A 21,515-nucleotide genomic window follows, 5' to 3' on the forward strand; every position below is an offset into this window, starting at 1 on the left:
TTGTACCGGATCGTCAGAACGGATTCGCCACATCTGAACCCCGCCACGAGACGGGTAAGCGGCCGTCCTCAGCAAGTTCAAAGTGCGTAGCGCGGCGCCTGCACCCCGGCCCGCTCGCGCACCGCGCAAATCCGCTGCACATAGGCGTTTCGGGGCGATGCCAGGAAGCCGTCTTCGTAGCCGATCACCCGCAATTGACCTCGCACGGCATCGAGCAGTTCACCCGGCGCCAGCAAGAATGCCGGGTTGGACGGTTTTCCGACGGTTTCGTTTCCCGCGGCGAAGGTTTCGTAGATCAGGCGACCACCGGGCGCAACGGCCGCCAGCAAGTGCGTCCACAGCGGTCGGTGCAGGTAATTTGTAACGACGACGGCATCGAACACAGCCCCGGCCGACAACGGCCACGGACCGCCCTCGATGTCGGCGACGATGGTGTCGGCGATGCCCGCGAGACCCGACAGCGCCGCAGCATCGCGGTCGATGCCGGTCACACGCAAGCCTCGCGCGGCAAGCCAGCGCACGTGGCGACCGCTACCGCAAGCCACGTCCAGCACAGACGCGCCGGCCGGCAGTTCAGCCGCCCAGCGCGCCACCCACGGCGAGGGCGCAGCGAGCGTGTGCGGATCCACTGCAGCGGCTGACATCGCCAACTCGTCAGCTATAGGCCAGGCCCATCGCCTCGCGCACTTCGCGCATGGTCTCTTGCGTGACCTTGCGGGCGTTGTCGCAGCCGTCGGCGATGATGGCGCGCAGCAGGGACGGATCGTCCATGTACTTCTGGGCGCGCTCGAGCATCGGTTGCTGCTCGCGCAGGATGCCGTCGATCACGGGCTGCTTGCACTCGAGGCAGCCGATGCCAGCGCTACGGCAGCCCTTCTGCGCCCATTCCTTGGTATCGGCATCGGAATAGACCTGATGCAGTTGCCACACGGGGCACTTGTCGGGATTGCCAGGATCGGTGCGGCGCACGCGGGCCGGATCGGTCGGCATGGTGCGAACCTTTTTCTCGACGGTTTCCTTGTCCTCGCGCATGCGGATCGTGTTGTTGTACGACTTGGACATCTTCTGGCCGTCGAGACCCGGCATGCGCGATGCCTCGGTCAGCAGCACCTGCGGCTCGGGCAGGATGATCTTGCGGGCGCCTTCCAGGTAACCGAACAGACGTTCGCGGTCACCCATCGACAGGCTTTGCGATTCAGCCAGCAGCGCGCGGGCCTGCTCCAGGGCTTCGTCTTCGCCGCGCTCCTGATAGGCAGTGCGCAGTTCCAGATACAGCTTGGCGCGCTTGCCGCCGAGCTTCTTGGCCGCTTCCAGCGCCTTCTCTTCGAAGCCCGGTTCGCGGCCGTACAGGTAGTTGAAGCGGCGGGCGACCTCACGCGTCATCTCAACGTGCGGCACCTGGTCTTCGCCCACGGGCACGAAGCCGGCGCGGTAGATCAGGATGTCGGCGGCCTGCAGCAGCGGGTAACCGAGGAAGCCGTAGGTAGAGAGGTCCTTCTCCTTGAGCTTCTCGATCTGGTCCTTGTAGGTCGGCACGCGCTCGAGCCAGCCCAGCGGCGTGCCCATCGAGAGCAGCAGGAACAGCTCGGCATGCTCCGGCACGCGGCTCTGGATAAACAGCGTGGACTGCGTCGGATCAACGCCGGCGGCCAGCCAGTCGATCAGCATTTCCCACACGGATTCCTCGATCACCTCGGGCGATTCGTAGTGCGTGGTCAGCGCATGCCAATCCGCGACGAAGAAATAGCACGGGTACTCGGCCTGCAGCCGAACCCAGTTTTTCAGAACGCCGTGGTAGTGCCCCAGGTGCAGGGCACCGGTCGGACGCATGCCGGAGAGAACGCGGTCAGGAAACATGTGGGAAATGGAGTTGGAGACTCAGGAATTCAGGAAAACAGCATCTGCAGCGGACTCAGAATCCACTGCAGCATGTGAAACAGCAGCGCCATGATCGGGCGCATCCAGACGTTGGTGATGACGTTGGAAATGATCAACGCCATCACGATAAAGAAGCCAAACGGTTCGATGCGCGACAGCGCCAGCGCGGCGCGCGGCGGCAGAAGCGCCGAGAGCACGCGCCCGCCGTCGAGCGGCGGCAGCGGGAACATGTTGAACGCGGCCATCACCATGTTCACCAGAATGCCGGCGCGCGCCATGCCAATCAGGAAGGGCTCATTCACGCCGCCCACGGCAAACAGCACCGCCAGCACACCCCAGAGGATCGCCTGAACAAAGTTGGTGGCCGGCCCGGCCAACGCCACCCACATGCCGTGCCAGCGCGGATCCCGCAGACGGCCGAAGCGCACTGGCACCGGCTTCGCATAGCCGAAGACGAAGGCGCCACTGGTGGCGAAATACAGCAGCAGCGGCATCGCGATCGTGCCGATTGGATCGATGTGCCGCAGCGGATTGATGCTGATACGGCCCATGACATAGGCCGTATCGTCGCCGAAATGCTTGGCGACATAGCCATGCGCCGCCTCGTGCAGCGTGATGGCAAACAGGACGGGAATCGCGTAAACCGCGATGTTCTGGATCAGGGTGGGGTCCATAGGCGGGCTATTGTAGCAAGCGCGCGCGGCCGGCCGCCGGCCGCCAACGCATGCTTACAGGCCCACGCGGGCCGGATCGCCCCGGCCCCGGCGCACGAGCTCTGGCTCGCCGCCGGTCAGGTCGATGACGGTGGTGGGTTCGGCTGGCGCTGGGCCGCCATCGATGACGAGTTCGAGCTGTTTTTCCAGCCGTCCGCGGATGGCCTCGGCCTCGTTCAGCGGCTCGTCGTCGCCGGGCAGCTGCAGCGTGGCCGACAGTAGCGGCTCACCCAGCTCGGCCATCAGCGCCAACGGGATCGGGTGTTCGGGCACGCGCAGGCCGATGGTCTTGCGCGACGGGTGCGAGAGCCGGCGCGGCACTTCCTTGGTGGCTTCCAGCAGAAACACGAACGGGCCAGGGGTGGCCGCCTTCAGCACGCGATACTGCTTGTTGTCGACGCGCGCAAACGTGGCCAGCTCGGACAAATCCCGGCACATCAGCGTGAGGTGGTGTTTCTCGTCGATGCCGCGTACGCGGCGCAGGCGCTCGACGGCCGCTTTGTCGTCCAGGTGGCAGGCAAGCGCGTAGCAAGAATCCGTAGGCAGCGCGACCAAGCCCCCAGCGCGGATGATGTCGGACGCTTGGCGGATCAGGCGTCCTTGCGGCGTGGTCGGGTGGATCTGGAAGAACTGGGACATGCGGGGCGCGGGTGGGTACGAGGTACGGTACGAAAACCTACGACATCCACCGGCTCCACACCGGCGTGAGGTTGTCAGGCAGCGGCGGCAATTCGCCCAGTTCGATGCGGCCTTCACCGGGGCCATGGAAATCGGACCCGCGCGACGCCAGCAGGCCGTAGCGGCGGGCCACGTCGGCATACAGGGCGTATTGATCGGGCGTGTGGCTGCCGGTCACCACTTCAACGCCCGCCCCGCCCAAATCCTTGAATTCGTCGAACAGCGCACTGTGCTCCACGAGCGAGAGCGTGTACCGCCCCGGATGCGCCATCACCGCGACACCGCCTGCGCCTTTGATCCAGCCGATCGCGTCAGCCAGGCGCGCCCAGCGATGCGGCACGTAGCCCGGTTTGCCGTCACCGAGGTAGCGGTCGAACACCTCGGAGATATCGCTGCAGTGGCCGTGCTCCACCAGGAAGCGCGCGAAGTGCGTGCGCGAGACCATGTCGGGATTGCCGGCATAGCGCAGCGCGCCTTCATACGCACCTTCGATGCCGAGTTTGGCCAGGGCAGCGCTGATGTCCTCCGCACGGGCGCAGCGGCCGGAGCGGGTGCGTTCGAGCCCCTGCACCAGATCGGCGTTCTCCGGATCGATGCCCAGGCCAACGATGTGCAGGGTGCGCCCTGCCCAGGTGACGGAGATTTCCACGCCCGGCAGATAGGCCATGCCAAGCGATGTGGCAGCCTCGCGCGCGGCGGCTTGGCCACCCACTTCATCGTGATCGGTCAGCGCCCAGAGCGTCACACCGTGGGCGGCGGCACGCGCCGCCACCTCTTGGGGCGCAAGCATGCCGTCGGACACTGTGGAATGGCAGTGCAGATCGGCGTTTCGGGCGGAGGCGGTGGAGATGTTTGGCATTCCATCATTTTACTGCTGCGGCGCGTCACCGGGGGCGCTCACCCCACGACCAGACGGCCCCGGGAAGACCCGACTGCCCGTGGCGGTGTTCGCGGCGCGCCGGTTGCTGCACGCTATAGTGCGCCCATTGTTTCGTTCCCTACGCTTTGTCATGACTTCCGCCGCAACCCTCCCCGCTGAATCCGCCCCGCCCATCGCGCAACGCATCGACGTACTTGTCGTGGGCGCGGGGCCAGTGGGTCTGTTTGCGGCGTTTCAGGCCGGCGTGCTGGGGCTGTCGTGCGTACTGGTCGATGCGCTGGACCGCCCCGGCGGCCAATGCACCGAGCTGTATCCGGAAAAGCCGATCTACGACATCCCCGCGCTGGTGTCGTGCACCGCGCAGGAACTCGTCGACCGGCTGCTGGCGCAGTGCGCGCCGTTCAACTACCCCATTCTGTGCAACCGCCGCGCGGAAACCGTTGAAACGCTGCAAGCCGAGCACAGCCAGCGCTTCCGCGTGACCACGAGCGCCGGTGACGTATTCGACTGCGCTGCCGTGCTCATCACTGCAGGGAACGGCGCCTTCACGCCACAGCGCGTATCGCTGCCCGAAGCCGCCGCACTGGAAGGCCGCCACCTGCACTACGCCGTGCGCGACACGGCCCGTTTTGCTGGCAAGCGCGTCGTCATCGCCGGCGGCGGGGATTCCGCGCTCGACTGGGCGCTGGCATTGCGCAAGGTGGCGGCGCGCGTGACGCTGGTGCATCGGCGAGAGGGCTTTCGCGCGGCCGATGCGAGCGTCGCCGAAATGCGCGCAGCCGTGGCCGCCGGCGAGATGGATTTCGTGCTCGGCATGGTTTCCCGTTTGGACAGCACGCCCGACGGCACACTCACCGGCGTGGCCATTCGCGGACGCGATGGCGAAACTGCCCTGCCCGGCGATGAATTGATCGCGCTATACGGCTTGGTGTCGGAGCCAGGCCCGATCGCCAACTGGGGCGTGGAGATGCGCGCAGGCCGCATCACCGTGGAAACCACGGCGTATGAGACCTCGCGCCAAGGCGTGTTCGCAGCGGGCGATATCGCGCTGTATCCGAACAAGCAGAAGTTGATTCTGTCGGGCTTCCATGAAGTGGCCATGGCGCTGCGCCGCGCTTACCGCTACGCGAATCCGGACAAAACGCTCGTGCATACGCATTCGAGCAACGATGCGGGGCTACAGACGAAGCTGCATGTGGCCGCGGAATGACCGCACCGCTGCATGACATGCACGTCGTTGTCATCGGCGGCTACGGCTTTTTTGGGCAAAGGCTGATCGAGCGGCTATCAGCCCACGACTCGCTGACAGTGACGATTGCCGGTCGATCGTTGCCGCAAGCGCAAGCCTTGGTCGCCACCTTGCAACCGAAGGCGCGTGCCACCCTGCGCGCCGAGGCCATCGACATCCATGCTCCCAATTTCGATCAGTCGCTGCGCACGCTTGTCCCGGACCTGCTGATCCATACCGGTGGACCGTTCCAAGGTCAGGACTACCACGTCGCGCGCGCATGTATCTCCGCGGGCGTGCACTACATCGACTTGGCCGATGGGCGCGCGTTTGTGCAGGACATTGCCACGCTGGACGCGGCGGCCAAGCAAGCCGATGTACTGGTCGTCAGCGGCGCGAGTTCGGTGCCAGCGCTATCGGGTGCGGCCGTTGACCACCTGACGCGCGACATGACCTCGGTGCAATCCATTGATATCGGCATGAGCCCTGGCAACCGCACGGAGCGTGGGCTGTTGACCATCCAGGCGATCCTGACGTATTGCGGCAAGCCGCTGGCATCTGCGGGCGCGGGCGAGCCAGTCTTCGGCTGGAGCGGCACATGGCGCCACACCTACCCGGCGCCCGTGGGTGAGCGGTTGATGTCGCCGTGTGACGTGCCGGATCTGGCGCTGTTTCCTCAACGCTATCCGGGAACGCCGCATGTGCGCTTCGGCGCGGGACTGGAACTGCGCTTCCTGCATCGCGGCATGAACGTGATGGCCGCGCTGGCGCGCGCGGGGCTGGTCAACAACTGGGCACGACACACGCGCTGGCTGAAGGCGGCGTCCGACTGGTTCGAGAACTGGGGCTCGGACGCGGGCGGCATGCATCTGCGCGTCGACGGGCTGCTGGCGGACGGCACATCGCGCTCACGCTTGTGGCACTTGATCGCCCTTCGCGGTGACGGCCCGTACGTGCCGACACTGGCCGCTGCCGCATTGGTTCGCCGCTTTCTGGAAGGGACGTTGCCGCGACGCGGCGCCATGCCCTGCGTCGGCCTGCTGACCTTGGACGACTTTGCGCGCGAAACCGACGGCTTGGCGATCACGATGCAAGAAGCGCACGCATGACCGCCTCGCTCTACGAAACCATCCTCGGCGCGCAGTACGCGGAACTGGCACCGGCGGTGCAGGCGTTCCACCGCATTGCAGGGCGGGTCGTGCTGCACGGCGAGGTCGAGACCGAACCGCCTGCGTCGCGTCTGGCGCGCGGGCTCGCATGGTGCATCCGCACGCCACGTACACCAACACGCGGCCCGATCCGCTTCACACTCGACGCCACGCCACAGCAGGAGACCTGGACGCGCCATTTCCCGCGCCAGACGATGCGTTCGACGTTGTCGCTGCATCAGGGGCGCATCATGGAACGGCTCGGCGCGGTGCGTCTGTTCTTTGCGCTGGAAGCGGAGCGCGGCGTGCTGCAGATGCGCCTGGAGGGCTTGCGCTTCCTCGGCATCCCCTGCCCTGCCTGGCTGCGGCCTGACGTATTGGCCGAAGAAACCGGCAGCGGTGATCGCTTCCACTTCAACATCCGCGCCAGCGTGCCGCTGCTGGGCGTCGTTGCCGCCTATCGCGGCTACCTGGACCTGACAACGCTGGAGCGCAAATGATCGTCGTCTACGATGCGCACTGCCTGCTGTGCAGCGGCTCTATCCAGTTTCTGTTGCGACACGATCGGCAAGGCGTGCTGCGCTTCGCGTCCATGCAAGGCAAGACGGGGCAGCAACTGCTCGAGCAAGCTGGCGTGAATCCGGATGACGTGAACACCGTGCTGTTCGTGCGAGGCGGCCATGCGTGGCGCGAGAGCGCTGCCGTGCTGCGCGTCCTGCATGTGCTTGGCTGGCCGTGGCGGCTGGCGTGGGTCGGCTGGTTGATCCCGGTGCCGTTGCGCGACGCGCTTTACCGCTGCGTCGCGCGCAACCGCTATCGATGGTTTGGGCGGTCAGACACCTGCATCCTGCCGCCGCCGGGCGCGGCACAGCGGTTTCTGGACTGAGCGTTGCAGCTCAGCGCTGGAGACAGAATTCCTCGATCAGCGCAGCGACCTGTTCGGGCTGATCGTGATGCAGCATGTGGCCGGCATCCGCAATCAGCACCTCACGAAAATCAGGAAACGCGGCAAAGCGCGCCTTGAACTCAGGCAGCGGCACATCGCCCGCAATCGCCTTCAGCGTGGGCGAATCGACCGCCTCGACATGCAGCACCGGCGCGGTGACGCGGCGCCAGATCTCCATCACCTCGTCCAGCCGATAGAGCTGCGGATTGATGATCTTGTGCGCCGGATCGCCGAGGATTTCCCAGCGGCCCTCGGCGTTCTGGCTCGACCAGTGCTGCGCCAGGAACGCGGCCTTGTCTGCAGGCAAGCGCGGGTTGGTCTTCTGCAGGCGCGCGGCAACGTCTTCGACGGTGGCGTAGGTGTTCAGGCGCGGCTTGTCCTTCAGCTCATCGAGCCAGCGTGCATAGCGGCGCGGCGCCTGCGACGCCTTCGATGCCGACATGCCGAATCCCTCCAGATCCACCACGCGCTGCACGCGCTCGGGCCGGATGCCCGCATACAGACACACCACGTTGGCACCCAGGCTGTGGCCGACCAGCGTCACCTGCCCTTCGGGCTGATAGTGGTCGATGATGGCTTCGAGATCGGCCACGTAGTCGGCAAACCAGTAGCTTTCGACACCGGGAGCATCCGTCAACCGGGCCGACTGGCCATAGCCGCGCCAGTCCGGCGCCACGATATGCCAACGCTCACGCAGCGCATCGACGAGAAACTGGAACGACGCCGACACATCCATCCACCCGTGGAACAGGAACAGGATCGGCGCACCGGGCTCGCCCCATTCGCGGATGTGATAGCGCAGGCCGCGCACATGCAGGTAGGTGGAGCGGGAAGCTTGGCGCGCGGCCGGCTGCGAGGTGGAGTCCATGGTTTCCGTCACCGAACAAATAGAAATCGAACGATCGTTCTTTTTCCGACGATTATAGCGGCGAGCGGGCAACGCCGTGGCGCTTAGAACGAGGCTTCCAGCGCGGCAATCTCGTCGTCGTCAAAACCGGCCTGACGGCGGGCGTCGAGATTGAACGGCCCGCGCAGCCGTGGCGCACCGTATTGCTCGGCCAACTGGCGATACGTTGGCACTGGATCAAGCCCCGCCCGCTCGCACAGCCACCGGTACCAGCGGTTACCGACCGCCACGTGGCCAATCTCGTCGCGCAGGATGATGTCGAGGATGCCGGCGGCCGCCATGTCGCCGGCCTGTGCCAGCTTGGCGCGAATCGGCGGCGAAGCATCAAGCCCACGCGCCTCCAGCGTGCGCGGCACCAGGGCCATACGTGCAAGCGGATCGGCGGCAGTCTTTTCGGTCATCTGCCAGAGGCCGTCGTGGGCTGGGTGATCGCCGTAACGGCAATCGAGCGTGGCCAGGTGCGCAGACAGCAGCGAGAAATGCGTCGCCTCTTCAGCTGCCACGCGCATCCAGTCCTGATAGAAGGCGACCGGCATGCCGGCAAAACGCCACACCGCATCGAGTGCAAGGTTGATGGCGTTGAATTCGATATGCGCCAGCGCATGCAGCAGCGCGGCGCGCCCACGCGGCGTATCGATCGCACGCCGACGCGGAACCTGGGACGGCGGCACAAGCACCGGCGCTTCTGGCCGGCCCGGGACGCCGCTGTCCGGTGCTGCGATCGCCTGTTCGATGCCCCAGCTCGCGTCGTCAGCGTGCTGGGCGCTTTCGCCCAGGCGCAATGTGGCGTCAACCTTGGCGGCAGGATCGGTCAGGCACAAGGCAGCCAACGCGGCATGGCGCAAGGAGTCGGTGGGCGGCTGGTGGGAAGGCTGTGTAGCGGTCATCGGCGTACAATTCTGGCTTTCCGCCATTTTAAATCGACGTGTCGGCCGCGCCCCGCCCGGCAGGCTTGAAGACGCGCGCAATTTCCCCATCTAGACAGATTCTGGAGACCGATCGCATGGCCCTCTACCAACTCGGCGACGTTGCCCCGACCATTGACGAAAACGCCTACGTGGCCCCTGAAGCGACCGTGATCGGCCGCGTGGAGCTCAAGGCACGCGCCAGCGTGTGGCCGGGCGCCGTCATCCGCGGGGACAACGAGCCGATCACGGTGGGCGAGGCCAGCAACGTGCAGGAAGGCTCGGTGCTGCATACCGACCCGGGCTGCCCGCTGAACATCGGCGACCGCGTGACGATCGGCCACCAGGCCATGCTGCACGGCTGCACCATCGGCGAAGGCTCGCTGATCGGCATCCAGGCGGTGGTGCTCAATCGCGCGGTGATCGGCAAGAACTGCCTGGTGGGTGCGGGGGCGATCGTCACCGAAGGCAAGGTCTTCGAAGACGGCACGCTCATCCTGGGCGCACCCGCCAAGGCCGTGCGCAAACTGACGGAAGACGACATCGCCAAGATGCACCTGAATACGGAGACGTATGCCGTGCGCCAGGCGATGTACAAGCAGCAACTGAAACGGATTGATGGATGACTGACGAGCTGAAGAAATTTGTATTCGACGCTGCGCCCGTGCGCGGTGAACTGGTGCGCCTGGAAGGCACCTGGCAAGAGGTGCTGCGCCGTCGCCGCTACCCCGCCCCGGTGCAAACGCTGCTGGGCGAGATGATGGCCGCCGCGGCGCTGTTGTCGGCCAACCTGAAGTTCAATGGCGCGCTGGTCATGCAGCTGCACGGCGATGGCCCGGTGCGCATGCTGGTCGTGGAGTGCAACTCCGACCTGTCGATGCGCGCCACCGCCAAGATCGCCGAAGGCACCGAGATTGCCGACGATGCCACGCTTGCCGAGATGGTCAACGTACACGGCCACGGCCGCTTTGCCATCACGCTCGATCCGCAAGACAAGCTGCCGGGTCAGCAGCCGTATCAGGGCATCGTGCCCCTGGCGGACGAAAACGGGCCGCTCGCCACCATCACCGAGGTGCTCGAGCACTACATGCAGAGTTCCGAACAGCTCGATACGCGCCTGTGGCTCGCCGCTGACACCAAGGCTGCCTCGGGCATGCTGCTGCAGCGTCTGCCTTCGTATGGCGGGGCCATGGAAGGCCGACCGGGCAATACGCCAGCGCAAGTTGGCGAAACCGGCCAGCCGCTGCACAAGGACGTGCAGGAACAGGACCTCGACACGTGGGAACGCGTCTGCCAGCTCGGCAAAACCCTGCGCCGCGACGAACTGCTCGAACAGCCCATCGACACCCTGATCAAGCGCTTGTATTGGGAAGAAATGGAAGCCGCAGGCATCCGCATGTTCGAACCGCTGAACCCGCACTTCCGCTGCTCGTGCTCGCGCCTGCGCGTGGGCGCCATGCTGCGTACGCTCGGCCAAGCCGAGGTCAAGAGCATTCTGGAAGAGCGCGACAAGGTGGAGATCGACTGCGAGTTCTGCGGCCAACACTACAGCTTCGACGCGGTGGACTGTGCACAGCTGTTCGCGCAGGACACCGTCGCGCAGGGTATTCAGGGCGCATCGGAACAGCGCCATTGAACGCCGCGACATAGTATGAAGATGCATGGCGCGCGGCACTTCAGGGTGCCGCCCGCGCTCTAAGTCGCCGGTTTCGTCATCTGCCGCTTACTGCGGAGCGCATCATGTCTGACTCCACCTTCCAGTCGTTGAATCTGTCCCGCATTGGCGCGCTGGCATTGCCCGTCGTGGTGACATTGCTGGCGTCTGCCTGCGTCGCCGTGCCACGTGGCCCGGGCGGCACGCCTTACACCGCGCGCTTGCCAGCCGACACGCAATCGGCCGCAGCGGCCCCGCTGTCAGCGGAAGACCGAAAAAAACTGGACGAGCTGAACGCCAAGGCGCTGCGTGAATCCGACCAGGCCGTCAAGCGTGATGCCGAGGCACGCGCCTATGCGGCAACGCCCTACTACGCACCCTATCCGTACTACGGGAGCTATTCGGTCTACTACGGCAGCGGGTGGCGCCACCATGGTGGCTGGGGTGTGAGCTACGGTGCGCCTGTCTGGGGCTATCCGTACTACTGGTAAATCGGGGAAATTGTTTTGAAAACGAGCGCGTCATCCGTGACGCGTTCGCTTGACAGACTCAGTGATGAGCCTGCTGGCCCGCAGGCGGCGGCGGTGGCAGCGGCGTTTGGCTGGTCTTCGGCGCCGGCGCGACAAACTGCACGAAGCCTTCGTCGTCCTTCACCATCCCAAGCTCATAGCGCGCGCGCTCTTCGATGGCGCCCGTGCCTTCCTTCAGGTCCTTCACCTCGCCTTCGAGCTTGGTGTTGCGCTGCTTCAGTTCAGCGTTGCGCTGATTCTGCGCGGTCACCTGTTTCTGCATGTCCCACACGCGCAGCCAGCCGCCCTTGCCCAGCCAGAGCGGGTACTGGATGGCAAGCAACAACAGCAGCAGAAACAGCGTAATCAGGCGCATAGGGACAAGCGTTGGCGGTACTCGGGCCCCAAATGCCACGCGACCGCCAGAGCGGCGGTCGCACAGTCACATGAGGCGAAACTGCGAGGGATTATCGCAGGTTATAGAACGCCGACTTGCCCGGGTAGCTGGCGATATCACCCAGGTCCTCTTCGATGCGCAGCAGCTGGTTGTACTTGGCCATGCGGTCCGAGCGCGACAGCGAGCCCGTCTTGATCTGGCCAGCGTTCGTGCCGACGGCGATGTCAGCGATGGTGCTGTCTTCCGTCTCGCCCGAGCGGTGCGAGATCACGGCGGTGTAGCCGGCGCGCTTGGCCATCTCGATGGCGGCGAACGTTTCGGTCAGCGTACCGATCTGGTTGATCTTGATGAGGATCGAGTTGGCGATGCCCTTCTCGATGCCTTCCTTCAGGATCTTGGTGTTGGTGACGAACAGGTCGTCGCCCACCAGTTGCACCTTCTTGCCGAGCTTGTCGGTCAGGGCCTTCCAGCCAGCCCAGTCGCTCTCGTGCATGCCGTCTTCGATCGACACGATCGGGAACTTGTCGGCCAGGTTCGCCAGGTAGTTGGCGAAGTCTTCCGACGACAGTTGCAGGCCTTCACCTTCCAGGTGGTACTTGCCATCCTTGTAGAACTCGGACGCGGCGCAATCCAGCGCCAGCAGCACGTCTTCACCGGCCTTGTAGCCAGCCTGCTCGATGGCCGACAGGATGGTGTTCAGGCACTCTTCGTTGCTGGCGAAGTTCGGTGCGAAACCGCCTTCGTCACCCACGGCGGTGCTCATGCCCTTGTCGGCCAGGATCTTCTTCAGTGCGTGGAAGATCTCGGCGCCGCAGCGCAGGGCTTCGCGGAAGCTCGGCTGGCCAACCGGCATCACCATGAATTCCTGGATGTCCAGGCTGTTGTTGGCGTGTGCGCCACCGTTGACGATGTTCATCATTGGCACCGGCATCTGCATCGCGCCCGAACCACCGAAGTAGCGGTACAGCGGCAGGCCAGCTTCTTCAGCGGCAGCCTTGGCCACGGCCATCGACACGGCCAGCATGGCGTTGGCGCCCAGGCGGCTCTTGTTCTCGGTGCCGTCCAGGTCGATCAGGGTGCGGTCCAGGAAGGCCTGTTCCGAAGCGTCCAGGCCCATGATGGCCTCGGAGATTTCGGTGTTGATGTGCTCGACGGCCTTCAGCACGCCCTTGCCCAGGTAGCGCGACTTGTCGCCGTCACGCAGTTCGATGGCTTCGCGCGAGCCGGTGGAGGCGCCCGACGGCACCGCGGCGCGGCCCATCACGCCCGATTCCAGCAGCACGTCGCATTCGACGGTGGGGTTGCCGCGCGAGTCCAGCACTTCGCGACCGATGATATCTACGATGGCACTCATGAAAATCCCTCTTGGTCTTTTAAAGCAGGTAATGCAACGAAGTCGAAACGCCCGTCAGACGCCTTCAACCACGATCATGTTCATCTTTGCGGCCTTGGCACGCGCATCGCGTGCGGCCAGGTATTCTTCGCTGTCGTAGAAGGCCTTGGCGGCGTCGTAGCTCGGGAACTTGAGCACCACCACCCGGGTGGGGTTCCACTCGCCTTCCAGCGATTCGGTCTTGCCGCCACGCACCAGCGGCTCGGCGCCGTGGGCCTGAAAGGCCTTGGTCGACAGCACCTTGTATTGCTCGTATTGCACGGGGTCCGTCACGTTGACGTACGCGAGGATGTAGCCAGCGGCCATGTGTCTCTCTCCGAAGCAGCAACAAACGACGACGGCAGCGGGTGTGTGTTACCTACGCTGCCGCCGGTCGGGTTGGGATCAGTCAATCAGTCGAACTGATTTTCCAGGAAACCGCTGCGCTTGGTGAGCGCATCCAGTTCTTTCAGTACTGACAGCAAGTCTTTCATGCGGCGCAGCGGCACGGCATTCGGGCCGTCTGATTTGGCGCAGGCCGGGTCCGGATGCGTTTCCATGAACACGCCCGACACGCCCGTGGCAATGGCCGCACGGGCCAGCACCGGCACAAATTCACGCTGACCGCCCGAACTGGTGCCCTGACCGCCCGGCAACTGCACCGAGTGCGTGGCGTCAAACACCACCGGAGCACCCGTCTCGCGCATGATCGCCAGCGAGCGCATGTCCGACACGAGGTTGTTGTAGCCGAACGAGGCACCGCGTTCGCAGGCCATGAAGTTGTCTTCCGGCAGACCGGCATCGCGGGCAGCGTGACGCGCTTTGTCGATGACGTTCTTCATGTCGTGCGGCGCGAGGAACTGGCCCTTCTTGATGTTGACGGGCTTGCCGCTCTGCGCACAGGCGCGGATGAAATCGGTCTGGCGGCACAGGAAGGCCGGCGTCTGCAGGACGTCCACGACTTCCGCCACCGGCTTGATCTCGTCGATCTCGTGGATGTCAGTCAGCACCGGCACGCCCACCTGGCGACGGACTTCCGCCAGGATGCGCAGGCCCTCTTCCATGCCCAGACCACGGAACGACGTGTCCGACGAGCGGTTCGCCTTGTCGAACGACGACTTGTAGATGAACGGAATGCCCAGCGCACCCGTGATCTCCTTGAGCGTGCCGGCGGTGTCGATCGCCATCTGCTCGGATTCGATCACGCACGTGCCGGCAATCAGGAAGAACGGTTTGTCGAGGCCGACTTCGAAATCGCAGAGTTTCATGATGTTCCCGTGCGCTTGTCGCTTTAAGCGACCGCGCGTTGCGTAGTCTGCTGGTGATGGGCCAGCGCGGCTTCCACGTAGGCCTTGAACAGCGGGTGGCCATCACGCGGCGTCGAGGTGAATTCCGGGTGGAACTGCACGCCAACGAACCACGGGTGCATCGACGCCGGCAGCTCCATCATTTCCGGCAGGTTTTCCGACGGCGTGCGCGCCGAGATGATCATCCCGGCCTTTTCCAGCTGCGGCACGTAGTGGTTGTTCACCTCGTAGCGATGGCGATGGCGCTCGTTGACTTCCGCGCCATAGATCGTCGCTGCCTTGGTACCCGACTGCACCGGCACGCGCTGCGAACCCAGGCGCATGGTGCCGCCCATGTCCGAGTCGGCCGAACGCTTTTCCACCGCGCCATCACGATCCAGCCATTCGGTGATGAGGGCGACCACCGGATGCTCGGTGGCGTCGTTGAATTCCGTGCTGTTGGCGTCCGTCATGCCAGCCAGGTGGCGGGCGAATTCGATCACGGCCAACTGCATCCCCAGGCAGATGCCTAGGTACGGCACGCCCTTCTCACGAGCGTATTGGATCGCGCGAATCTTGCCTTCCGTACCGCGCTTGCCGAAACCGCCCGGCACCAGGATCGCGTCCAGCGACTTGAGCACGTCCATGTGGCCCGACTCCAACTCTTCGGAATCGATGTACTCGATGTTGACGCGCGTCGAGGTGTGCAGGCCGGCGTGGCGCAGCGCCTCGATCAGCGACTTGTACGACTCGGTCAAGTCGACATACTTGCCGACCATGCCGATGGTGATCTCGTGCTGCGGGTTCTCCAGCGTGTGCACCATGTGGGCCCACACCGACAGGTCCGCCGGCGGCGCGTCGATGCGCAGCTCTTCGCAGATGATGCGATCCAGCCCCTGCTCGTTGAGCATCTGCGGGATCTTGTAGATGGTGTCGACGTCCCACACCGAGATGACCGCGTCTTGCGGCATGTTGGCGAAGAGCGAAATCTTCGCGCGCTCATCGTCGGGGATCGGACGGTCGGCACGGCACAGCAGCGCGGTCGGCTGCACGCCAATCTCGCGCAGCTTCTGCACCGAGTGCTGGGTCGGCTTGGTCTTGAGCTCGCCAGCGCTGGCGATGAACGGCACCAGCGTCAAGTGAATGAACGCAGCCTGGTTACGACCCAGGCGCAGGCTCATCTGACGTGCGGCTTCCAGGAACGGCAGCGATTCAATGTCGCCCACCGTACCGCCAATTTCCACGATCGCCACATCGGCCTTGCCGTCGTGCGAGGCGGCAGCGCCGCGCTCGATGAACGCCTGGATTTCGTTGGTGATGTGCGGAATGACCTGCACCGTCTTGCCGAGGTACTCGCCGCGACGCTCCTTGCGGATCACGGATTCATAAACCTGGCCGGTGGTGAAGTTGTTCGACTTGCGCATCTTGGCCGAGACGAAGCGCTCGTAGTGGCCAAGATCGAGGTCGGTTTCTGCGCCGTCTTCGGTCACAAACACCTCGCCGTGCTGCAGCGGGCTCATGGTGCCCGGGTCGACGTTGATGTAGGGATCGAGTTTGAGGAGGGTGACTTTGAGGCCGCGCGACTCGAGAATGGCCGCGAGCGAGGCGGCGGCGATGCCCTTGCCGAGTGAGGACACTACGCCACCGGTAACGAATACGAACTTGGTCATGACCTAGCTTGCCGAGGAAAGCCGGATTATACCAAAGGTGCTCTGCCCCATCCGTGACAGATCGGTGGAATTTGCCGCAGGCGCGCTCGTTCAGGCAGCGTGCCGCATGGCGCCTGCGTTGGCGCGCATTTCGTTGATCATCTGGCGGATCAGTGCGGCGGTTTCCAGCGGCTTTTCCATGGGATACAGATGGCTGCCTTCGATCCAGCGCAGCCGGCTGCCGACCAGGCGGCGAGTCGCGCCCAAGCCGACCTGACGGATCTCCCGCGAGCGCGTGCCAGCAATGAAGCTGACCGGAAACGGCGTGCCGCCAGCCACTTTACGGCCCATGTTGGTCGGCAAAGTGCGGTAGATCTCGTATTCGACCTCGCGCGAGAAGCGCAGCGTGCGCTCACCATCACGGCCCGTGGGCTCGGTGCCGTGTTGCACGTAATCCCGCAGCACGTCTTCGTCCCAACGATCGAATTTTTTCTTGGCTTTGAAGTGGCTCCACACGGAATCGAGATCCGGCCACAGATTGCGCCGGTTCTTGGTCGATGCCGCCGGCGACTGGCGGTCATCGATATCCAACCATTGCGCCACGCGCAGGAGCTTGGCGCGCCAACCGGCAATCACCGGCGAGTCCAGCATCACCACGCCACGCACATGTTCAGGACGCCGCAACGCGGCCATCAGGCTTAAAAAACCACCGAGTGAATGGCCGACCAGCCAGACCGGCTCGGGCTGAGCGTCAATCTCGGCCAGCAGTTCCTTGACGAGCCCCGGCCACGCATGCGTGACCGGAAAGCGCGGGTCATGACCAAAGCGCTCTACCGCGCGAATATCGAATGTGTCGTTCAGCACGCCCAGCATCTTGCGATACGTGCCGACCGGGAAGCCGTTGGCATGGGAGAACAGCATCACATCGCGCATCGGGCGGCTCCTGGGCGGTGTCAGTGCGGATCGTGCGTACCACCCGCCACCCGTTGTACCGTGGCGACCTGCTCCAGCACCGGACCGGGCGCGCGCTGCGGCACGGCTGGCGCATCGGCGAACGGGGGCGCAATGCGGACAGGCTCGACGTGCGTCGACGGGTGGCCCTCGCGGCGCAACGGGTGCCCAGGCTCGGCATGGGTTTCCCAATCCGGATCGTCGATTTCTGCAAACACCTGGCGCAGACGCTTGCCCCAGGTGCTGCGGATCATCGCGAAATAGGGGTTCTCGTCGTCGATGGCGACAAAGCGCGTCACGCGCAGGGAATCGGACTCGTACACCAGCAGATCGAGCGGCAAACCCACGGAGATATTCGACTTCAGCGTCGAATCCATGGAGATCAGCGCGCATTTTGCCGCTTCATCGAGCGGCATCGCCGGGGTGACCACACGGTCGATGATGGGCTTGCCGTACTTGGCCTCGCCGATCTGGAAGTAGCAGTTTTCGGGCGTGGCCTCGATGAAATTGCCGGCCGCATACACGTTGAACAGACGCGGCCGCTCTTCGCCAATCTGCCCGCCAAAAATGATACTGACGTTGAAGTCGATCTTCGCCTTGGCCAGGGCGGCGGCGTCGCGGTCATACACCTCGCGCACGGCCTCGCCGACGATGGTGGCGGCCTCGAACATATCGCGCGCCGTCCACAGCGAGCGCGGCTTGTCGCGCGCCTCTGTCAGCACTTGGCGTACCGCCTGGCTGATGGCTAGATTGCCGGCGGTCAGCAACACCATGACCCGATCCCCCTCGCGCTCGAACACCGTCATCTTGCGGAAGGTGGAAATGGCGTCGACGCCCGCATTGGTGCGGGAATCCGACAGAAAGACCAGGCCAGCGTCCAGGCGCATGGCAACGCAATAAGTCATGAGCGAAGCAACAGACGAAATCGGGTTGGGAGGATTCTAGCGCGGCAACACCAACCGGTTGTCGCGCTTGGAAGGGGTGCTCAGTTCACTCAGGCGGCTTCGGCGGGCAGGGGTTCGATCGAGATGCTGACGTCCAGCGTCTCCGCCCCGCCGCCCTCGCGGATACCGCGAATGGGCGCCGCAGATTGGTAATCGCGGCCCACCGCCAGGCGGATGTGGCGCCCGTCGGTAAAGCATTGATGGGTCACGTCGATGCTGCACCAGGTATGCGTTTCGGCATCGACGCAGATATCTGCCCATGCGTGGCTGGCGAGGTCTTCTTCGCCAGCGGCATGGAAATAGCCGCTGACGTAGCGTGCAGGCACACCCGCTGCCCGGCAGCACGCCACCATGACCTGCGCTTGATCCTGACAGACGCCCGCGCCCAGGTTGAATGCCTCGGCAGCGGTGGTACCGACGTCGGTGGCATTGGGCTTGTAGCGCACACGCTGTGCGATGGCTCGCGCCAGATTTAATGCCGAGTCCGCATCGCCTGGGACCAGCCCGTGTTCGTGCGCAAACGCGCGCATTTCCGGGGTGGCGGAAGTCAACGGTGTCGTGGCGAGAAAGTACAGCGGCGAGACGCAATAGCGGCCGTGGCCGGGTGCATCCACAAAACGGTGACCGCTCGAAGCGTGCGCTGGAAACGCCTCGACGATGCCGTATGCGTCGATGGTCACATCGCCTGCGCGGCCGCCCAGCGTGAAGTGGTGGACCACATTGCCGAAACCGTCGGAGGCGCGCGTGAGGTTGCCTGGGGCGTGGATCTGCCAGCTATCCACTTGCTGCAGGGGGCCGCTACGAGGCGTCAAGCGCAGTTCATGCACGCTATGGCGCAGCGGCTCGGCATAACGGTAGACCGTCGTATGTCGAATTTGGTATTTCACGATGGCACAGGCGCAGCCCAAAGGCCGCGCCTTGATAAAGACAAAATGCCCTGCGCGTCACACCACATCGAGAGGCACCAGGAAGTCCTGGCTGATGCTGTTACCCAGGTCGCCAATGCGCTCCAGGAAGTTGGTCAACCACGCGTGCAGGCCAACCGCAAAAATATCTTCGATGCGGGCATACCGCAGGTCGGCGTGGAGTTTACCAGCGCGACGCTCGGTCTCGGCGGACTGACTGTTGCGCACAGTGGACAGGATGCCGACCACCTCATCCATGCTGGCCAGCAACGAGCGCGGCATGTCGCTACGCAAGATCAGCAGTTCGGCGACGCGCGTAGGCGTGATCACATTGCGGTAGATCTTGCGGTAGACCTCGAAGCCCGACACGGAGCGCAGAATCGCTGCCCAGTGATAGAAGTCCGCGTGTTCGGCGGCGCTCTCGTCGCGCGTGGGCGTCGACTGGAACTTGACGTCGAGAATCCGCGCCGTGTTGTCGGCGCGCTCCAGGAAGGTGCCCAGGCGCATGAAGTAAAACGCGTCGTCCTTGAGCATGGTGCCAAGCTGCACGCCGCGCGACAGGTGCGAGCGGAATTTCACCCACTCGAAAAACTGCGACGGATCATCGCGCAGCATGCCCTCGCCGATCAGGCGCTGCACCTCCAGCCACGTGGTGTTGATGGTCTCCCACACCTCGGTGGTGATGGAGCCGCGCACGGCGCGGGCGTTCTCGCGTGCGCCGCGCAGGCAGCTCATGATCGACGACGGGTTGGTCATGTCGCGGACCATGAAGTCGATCACGTCATCGCGCGAGAGCAAACCGTAACGCTCGTCAAACACGCGCGTGAGTTCGGAGATATCGAGCATCGCCCACCAGCCCTGCTCCGCCACTTCCGCCGATTGCGGCAGCAGCGAGGTCTGATAGTTCACGTCGAGCATGCGGGCAGTGTTCTCGGCCCGTTCGGTGTAGCGCGCCATCCAGAAAAGGTGGTCTGCGGTGCGGCTGAGCATGGCGTTCCCTTTGCGTATTCGATTTGTCGATTGCGAGCTGCGACAATGTGCGAGCGCTCAGCGCTCCAGCACCCACGTATCTTTCGTCCCGCCCCCCTGCGACGAGTTGACCACCAGCGAGCCTGCCCGCAGCGCCACGCGCGTGAGGCCGCCCGGCACCATGCGCACGTCCTTGCCGGACAGCACGAACGGCCGCAGATCAATATGGCGCGGCGCGATGCCGGATTCCACAAACGTCGGACACGTTGACAGCGCCAGCGTCGGCTGAGCGATGTACTGATCGGGGTGCGCCTTCACCACCTCGCGGAACGCGGCAATCTCTTCCTTCGTGGCCGCCGGGCCGACCAACATGCCGTAGCCGCCCGCGCCGTGCGTTTCCTTGACCACCAGTTCACCCATGTGGTCGAGCACGTATTGCAGATCGTCCGGGCGACGGCACATGTAGGTCGGCACGTTGTTCAGGATCGGCTCCTCGCCCAGGTAGAAGCGGATCATGTCCGGCACGTACGGGTAGATCGACTTGTCGTCCGCCACACCGGTGCCAATCGCATTGCAGATGGTGACATTGCCCGCGCGATAGACCGACAGCAAGCCCGCCGCACCGAGCGAAGAATCCGGGCGGAACACCAGCGGATCGAGGAAGTCATCGTCCACGCGACGGTAGATGACGTCGATGCGCTGCGGCCCCTGCGTGGTGCGCATATACAGGTGATCGTCCTGCACGAAGAGGTCGTGCCCTTCCACCAGTTCCACGCCCATCTGCTGGGCCAGGAACGCGTGCTCGAAATACGCCGAGTTGTACATCCCCGGCGTCAGCACCACCACGGTCGGGTCGGCAATGTTCTGCGGCGACACGCTGCGCAGCATGTCGAGCAGCAAGTCCGGGTAGTGGGCGACCGGCGCCACACGATTGCGCGCAAACAGTTCTGGAAACAGCCGCATCATCATCTTGCGGTTTTCCAGCATGTACGACACGCCAGAGGGCACGCGCAGGTTGTCTTCCAGCACGTAGAACTCGCCCTCGCCTGCCCGCACGATGTCGATGCCGGCCACGTGCGCATAGATGTCGCGCGGCACGTTCACGCCGAGCATGTCGGGGCGATATTGCGCGTTGTTGTAGATCTGTTCGGGCGGGATGACCCCGGCGCGCAGGATGTCCTGCTCGTGATAGATGTCGCGCAGGAAGCGGTTGAGCGCGTCGACGCGCTGTCGCAGGCCGCGCTCCAGCGTGGCCCATTCGCTGGCCGGAAAGATGCGCGGGATGATGTCGAACGGGATCGTGCGCTCGGTGCCGCTGTTCGACTCGTCCTTGTCGCCGTACACGGCAAAGGTGATACCGACGCGGCGGAAGATCAGGTCGGCCTCGGCACGCTTGTTTTGCAGCGTGGTGGCGGACTGCGCGCCCAGCCATTCGGCGAAGCGCCCATAGTGGCCGCGTACCTCGCCCTGCTGGACGAGCGCGGCCGGGGCCGGTTCGGCAGCGTGGGGATTGGGTTCCCCGTGCCAGTTAAGCATTTCATCGTAGAACCGGACTGCCATGCTTTTCTCCCCTGACGGACTGCCATGCCACGCGGT

Annotated in this window: 24 protein-coding genes; 7 read left to right on the forward strand and 17 right to left on the reverse strand. The window is 64.5% G+C overall.

All coding sequences use genetic code 11. From position 1 onward, the window contains the following. Positions 1–77 precede the first annotated feature (77 nt). From ACS7SF_RS02505 to ACS7SF_RS02525, 5 genes are read right to left on the reverse strand one after another with little or no spacing between them, the layout of a single operon-like run. The gene (locus tag ACS7SF_RS02505) at positions 78–644 is read right to left on the reverse strand and encodes a class I SAM-dependent methyltransferase (protein ID WP_439891534.1); all 567 of its coding nucleotides are present in this window, start codon (positions 642–644) and stop codon (positions 78–80) included. A gap of 10 nt (positions 645–654) precedes the next feature. Beyond that, on the reverse strand, positions 655–1,857 hold the full coding sequence (locus ACS7SF_RS02510; protein ID WP_439891535.1) for a tryptophan--tRNA ligase: 1,203 nt from the start codon (positions 1,855–1,857) through the stop codon (positions 655–657). 29 nt (positions 1,858–1,886) lie between these two features. Next, positions 1,887–2,552: a site-2 protease family protein gene (locus tag ACS7SF_RS02515; RefSeq protein ID WP_439891536.1), complete on the reverse strand. Its 666-nt coding sequence runs from the start codon at positions 2,550–2,552 to the stop codon at positions 1,887–1,889. Positions 2,553–2,606: 54 nt separating this feature from the next. Beyond that, a complete protein-coding gene (locus tag ACS7SF_RS02520; RefSeq protein WP_439891537.1) occupies positions 2,607–3,230 on the reverse strand; it encodes an L-threonylcarbamoyladenylate synthase in 624 nt (207 codons plus the stop codon). 37 nt (positions 3,231–3,267) lie between these two features. After that, positions 3,268–4,128 (reverse strand): 3',5'-nucleoside bisphosphate phosphatase, encoded by an 861-nt coding sequence (locus tag ACS7SF_RS02525; RefSeq protein WP_439891538.1) that lies wholly within the window; start codon positions 4,126–4,128, stop codon positions 3,268–3,270. 151 nt (positions 4,129–4,279) lie between these two features. Between ACS7SF_RS02525 and ACS7SF_RS02530 the strand changes: the two genes are divergently transcribed. Genes ACS7SF_RS02530 through ACS7SF_RS02545 form a run of 4 tightly spaced genes read left to right on the forward strand, consistent with a single transcriptional unit; the run spans position 4,280 to position 7,411 of the window. Next, positions 4,280–5,359: an NAD(P)/FAD-dependent oxidoreductase gene (locus tag ACS7SF_RS02530; RefSeq protein WP_439891539.1), complete on the forward strand. Its 1,080-nt coding sequence runs from the start codon at positions 4,280–4,282 to the stop codon at positions 5,357–5,359. Next, positions 5,356–6,486 (forward strand): saccharopine dehydrogenase family protein, encoded by a 1,131-nt coding sequence (locus tag ACS7SF_RS02535; protein ID WP_439891540.1) that lies wholly within the window; start codon positions 5,356–5,358, stop codon positions 6,484–6,486. The genes ACS7SF_RS02530 and ACS7SF_RS02535 overlap by 4 nt, the downstream gene beginning before the upstream one ends. Next, positions 6,483–7,025 carry a DUF4166 domain-containing protein gene (locus ACS7SF_RS02540; protein ID WP_439891541.1) on the forward strand — a complete coding sequence of 181 codons (543 nt, stop codon included), beginning with the start codon at positions 6,483–6,485 and terminating at the stop codon, positions 7,023–7,025. The genes ACS7SF_RS02535 and ACS7SF_RS02540 overlap by 4 nt, the downstream gene beginning before the upstream one ends. Then, positions 7,022–7,411 (forward strand): thiol-disulfide oxidoreductase DCC family protein, encoded by a 390-nt coding sequence (locus tag ACS7SF_RS02545; RefSeq protein WP_439891542.1) that lies wholly within the window; start codon positions 7,022–7,024, stop codon positions 7,409–7,411. Before ACS7SF_RS02540 ends, ACS7SF_RS02545 begins: the two co-directional genes overlap by 4 nt. 10 nt (positions 7,412–7,421) lie before the next feature. On the opposite strand, the gene ACS7SF_RS02550 is transcribed toward ACS7SF_RS02545, so the two are convergent. Both ACS7SF_RS02550 and ACS7SF_RS02555 read right to left on the reverse strand, forming a co-directional pair. Continuing rightward, entirely contained in the window at positions 7,422–8,339 is a 918-nt protein-coding gene (locus ACS7SF_RS02550) for an alpha/beta fold hydrolase (protein ID WP_439891543.1), read from the reverse strand. Between the two features lie 83 nt (positions 8,340–8,422). Continuing rightward, positions 8,423–9,292: a ferritin-like domain-containing protein gene (locus ACS7SF_RS02555; protein WP_439891544.1), complete on the reverse strand. Its 870-nt coding sequence runs from the start codon at positions 9,290–9,292 to the stop codon at positions 8,423–8,425. Between the two features lie 89 nt (positions 9,293–9,381). On the opposite strand from ACS7SF_RS02555, the gene ACS7SF_RS02560 reads away from it, so the two are divergent. The 3 genes from ACS7SF_RS02560 to ACS7SF_RS02570 all read left to right on the forward strand — a co-directional run bounded on the left by ACS7SF_RS02560 (position 9,382) and on the right by ACS7SF_RS02570 (position 11,428). Continuing rightward, the gene (locus tag ACS7SF_RS02560) at positions 9,382–9,909 is read left to right on the forward strand and encodes a gamma carbonic anhydrase family protein (protein ID WP_021194083.1); all 528 of its coding nucleotides are present in this window, start codon (positions 9,382–9,384) and stop codon (positions 9,907–9,909) included. Then, positions 9,906–10,919 (forward strand): Hsp33 family molecular chaperone HslO, encoded by a 1,014-nt coding sequence (locus ACS7SF_RS02565; RefSeq protein ID WP_439891545.1) that lies wholly within the window; start codon positions 9,906–9,908, stop codon positions 10,917–10,919. The genes ACS7SF_RS02560 and ACS7SF_RS02565 overlap by 4 nt, the downstream gene beginning before the upstream one ends. A 104-nt stretch (positions 10,920–11,023) precedes the next feature. Next, positions 11,024–11,428 carry a hypothetical protein gene (locus ACS7SF_RS02570; RefSeq protein ID WP_439891546.1) on the forward strand — a complete coding sequence of 135 codons (405 nt, stop codon included), beginning with the start codon at positions 11,024–11,026 and terminating at the stop codon, positions 11,426–11,428. 58 nt (positions 11,429–11,486) lie between these two features. Here ACS7SF_RS02570 and ftsB read toward each other — a convergent pair whose 3' ends face one another. From ftsB to ACS7SF_RS02620, 10 genes are all read right to left on the reverse strand, one after another. Beyond that, positions 11,487–11,822 (reverse strand): cell division protein FtsB, encoded by a 336-nt coding sequence (gene ftsB / locus ACS7SF_RS02575; protein WP_439891547.1) that lies wholly within the window; start codon positions 11,820–11,822, stop codon positions 11,487–11,489. 91 nt (positions 11,823–11,913) lie between these two features. Beyond that, positions 11,914–13,197: a phosphopyruvate hydratase gene (gene eno, locus ACS7SF_RS02580; protein WP_048934213.1), complete on the reverse strand. Its 1,284-nt coding sequence runs from the start codon at positions 13,195–13,197 to the stop codon at positions 11,914–11,916. Positions 13,198–13,251: 54 nt separating this feature from the next. Next, on the reverse strand, positions 13,252–13,542 hold the full coding sequence (locus ACS7SF_RS02585; RefSeq protein ID WP_439891548.1) for a DUF1330 domain-containing protein: 291 nt from the start codon (positions 13,540–13,542) through the stop codon (positions 13,252–13,254). Positions 13,543–13,628: 86 nt separating this feature from the next. Next, positions 13,629–14,483 (reverse strand): 3-deoxy-8-phosphooctulonate synthase, encoded by an 855-nt coding sequence (gene kdsA, locus ACS7SF_RS02590; protein WP_439891549.1) that lies wholly within the window; start codon positions 14,481–14,483, stop codon positions 13,629–13,631. Positions 14,484–14,506: 23 nt separating this feature from the next. Then, positions 14,507–16,171: a CTP synthase gene (locus ACS7SF_RS02595; protein ID WP_439891550.1), complete on the reverse strand. Its 1,665-nt coding sequence runs from the start codon at positions 16,169–16,171 to the stop codon at positions 14,507–14,509. Positions 16,172–16,261: 90 nt separating this feature from the next. Beyond that, positions 16,262–17,083: an alpha/beta fold hydrolase gene (locus ACS7SF_RS02600; RefSeq protein ID WP_439891551.1), complete on the reverse strand. Its 822-nt coding sequence runs from the start codon at positions 17,081–17,083 to the stop codon at positions 16,262–16,264. Positions 17,084–17,103: 20 nt separating this feature from the next. Then, on the reverse strand, positions 17,104–18,006 hold the full coding sequence (locus ACS7SF_RS02605; protein ID WP_439891552.1) for a peptidase: 903 nt from the start codon (positions 18,004–18,006) through the stop codon (positions 17,104–17,106). Positions 18,007–18,095: 89 nt separating this feature from the next. After that, entirely contained in the window at positions 18,096–18,932 is an 837-nt protein-coding gene (locus tag ACS7SF_RS02610) for a transglutaminase family protein (protein WP_439891553.1), read from the reverse strand. A gap of 57 nt (positions 18,933–18,989) precedes the next feature. Continuing rightward, positions 18,990–19,940 (reverse strand): alpha-E domain-containing protein, encoded by a 951-nt coding sequence (locus tag ACS7SF_RS02615; protein WP_426393903.1) that lies wholly within the window; start codon positions 19,938–19,940, stop codon positions 18,990–18,992. A gap of 57 nt (positions 19,941–19,997) precedes the next feature. Continuing rightward, on the reverse strand, positions 19,998–21,479 hold the full coding sequence (locus ACS7SF_RS02620; protein ID WP_426393905.1) for a circularly permuted type 2 ATP-grasp protein: 1,482 nt from the start codon (positions 21,477–21,479) through the stop codon (positions 19,998–20,000). Positions 21,480–21,515: the final 36 nt, after the last annotated feature.

The sequence above is a fragment of the Ralstonia sp. 25C genome (assembly GCF_051904805.1).
In the GTDB taxonomy this organism is placed as follows: Bacteria; Pseudomonadota; Gammaproteobacteria; order Burkholderiales; family Burkholderiaceae; genus Ralstonia.

Excerpts from the sequence above, each read along its gene's own strand:
- ACS7SF_RS02595 (WP_439891550.1), bottom strand. The coding sequence starts at position 16,171 with ATGACCAAGTTCGTATTCGTTACCGGTGGCGTAGTGTCCTCACTCGGC.
- ACS7SF_RS02615 (WP_426393903.1), bottom strand. The coding sequence starts at position 19,940 with ATGCTCAGCCGCACCGCAGACCACCTTTTCTGGATGGCGCGCTACACC.
- kdsA (WP_439891549.1), bottom strand. The coding sequence starts at position 14,483 with ATGAAACTCTGCGATTTCGAAGTCGGCCTCGACAAACCGTTCTTCCTG.
- ACS7SF_RS02620 (WP_426393905.1), bottom strand. The coding sequence starts at position 21,479 with ATGGCAGTCCGGTTCTACGATGAAATGCTTAACTGGCACGGGGAACCC.
- ACS7SF_RS02555 (WP_439891544.1), bottom strand. The coding sequence starts at position 9,292 with ATGGCGGAAAGCCAGAATTGTACGCCGATGACCGCTACACAGCCTTCC.
- ACS7SF_RS02535 (WP_439891540.1), top strand. The coding sequence starts at position 5,356 with ATGACCGCACCGCTGCATGACATGCACGTCGTTGTCATCGGCGGCTAC.
- ACS7SF_RS02585 (WP_439891548.1), bottom strand. The coding sequence starts at position 13,542 with ATGGCCGCTGGCTACATCCTCGCGTACGTCAACGTGACGGACCCCGTG.
- ACS7SF_RS02605 (WP_439891552.1), bottom strand. The coding sequence starts at position 18,006 with ATGACTTATTGCGTTGCCATGCGCCTGGACGCTGGCCTGGTCTTTCTG.
- ACS7SF_RS02520 (WP_439891537.1), bottom strand. The coding sequence starts at position 3,230 with ATGTCCCAGTTCTTCCAGATCCACCCGACCACGCCGCAAGGACGCCTG.
- ftsB (WP_439891547.1), bottom strand. The coding sequence starts at position 11,822 with ATGCGCCTGATTACGCTGTTTCTGCTGCTGTTGTTGCTTGCCATCCAG.
- eno (WP_048934213.1), bottom strand. The coding sequence starts at position 13,197 with ATGAGTGCCATCGTAGATATCATCGGTCGCGAAGTGCTGGACTCGCGC.
- ACS7SF_RS02525 (WP_439891538.1), bottom strand. The coding sequence starts at position 4,128 with ATGCCAAACATCTCCACCGCCTCCGCCCGAAACGCCGATCTGCACTGC.
- ACS7SF_RS02515 (WP_439891536.1), bottom strand. The coding sequence starts at position 2,552 with ATGGACCCCACCCTGATCCAGAACATCGCGGTTTACGCGATTCCCGTC.
- ACS7SF_RS02565 (WP_439891545.1), top strand. The coding sequence starts at position 9,906 with ATGACTGACGAGCTGAAGAAATTTGTATTCGACGCTGCGCCCGTGCGC.
- ACS7SF_RS02550 (WP_439891543.1), bottom strand. The coding sequence starts at position 8,339 with ATGGACTCCACCTCGCAGCCGGCCGCGCGCCAAGCTTCCCGCTCCACC.
- ACS7SF_RS02560 (WP_021194083.1), top strand. The coding sequence starts at position 9,382 with ATGGCCCTCTACCAACTCGGCGACGTTGCCCCGACCATTGACGAAAAC.
- ACS7SF_RS02545 (WP_439891542.1), top strand. The coding sequence starts at position 7,022 with ATGATCGTCGTCTACGATGCGCACTGCCTGCTGTGCAGCGGCTCTATC.
- ACS7SF_RS02510 (WP_439891535.1), bottom strand. The coding sequence starts at position 1,857 with ATGTTTCCTGACCGCGTTCTCTCCGGCATGCGTCCGACCGGTGCCCTG.
- ACS7SF_RS02570 (WP_439891546.1), top strand. The coding sequence starts at position 11,024 with ATGTCTGACTCCACCTTCCAGTCGTTGAATCTGTCCCGCATTGGCGCG.
- ACS7SF_RS02530 (WP_439891539.1), top strand. The coding sequence starts at position 4,280 with ATGACTTCCGCCGCAACCCTCCCCGCTGAATCCGCCCCGCCCATCGCG.
- ACS7SF_RS02540 (WP_439891541.1), top strand. The coding sequence starts at position 6,483 with ATGACCGCCTCGCTCTACGAAACCATCCTCGGCGCGCAGTACGCGGAA.
- ACS7SF_RS02600 (WP_439891551.1), bottom strand. The coding sequence starts at position 17,083 with ATGCGCGATGTGATGCTGTTCTCCCATGCCAACGGCTTCCCGGTCGGC.
- ACS7SF_RS02505 (WP_439891534.1), bottom strand. The coding sequence starts at position 644 with ATGTCAGCCGCTGCAGTGGATCCGCACACGCTCGCTGCGCCCTCGCCG.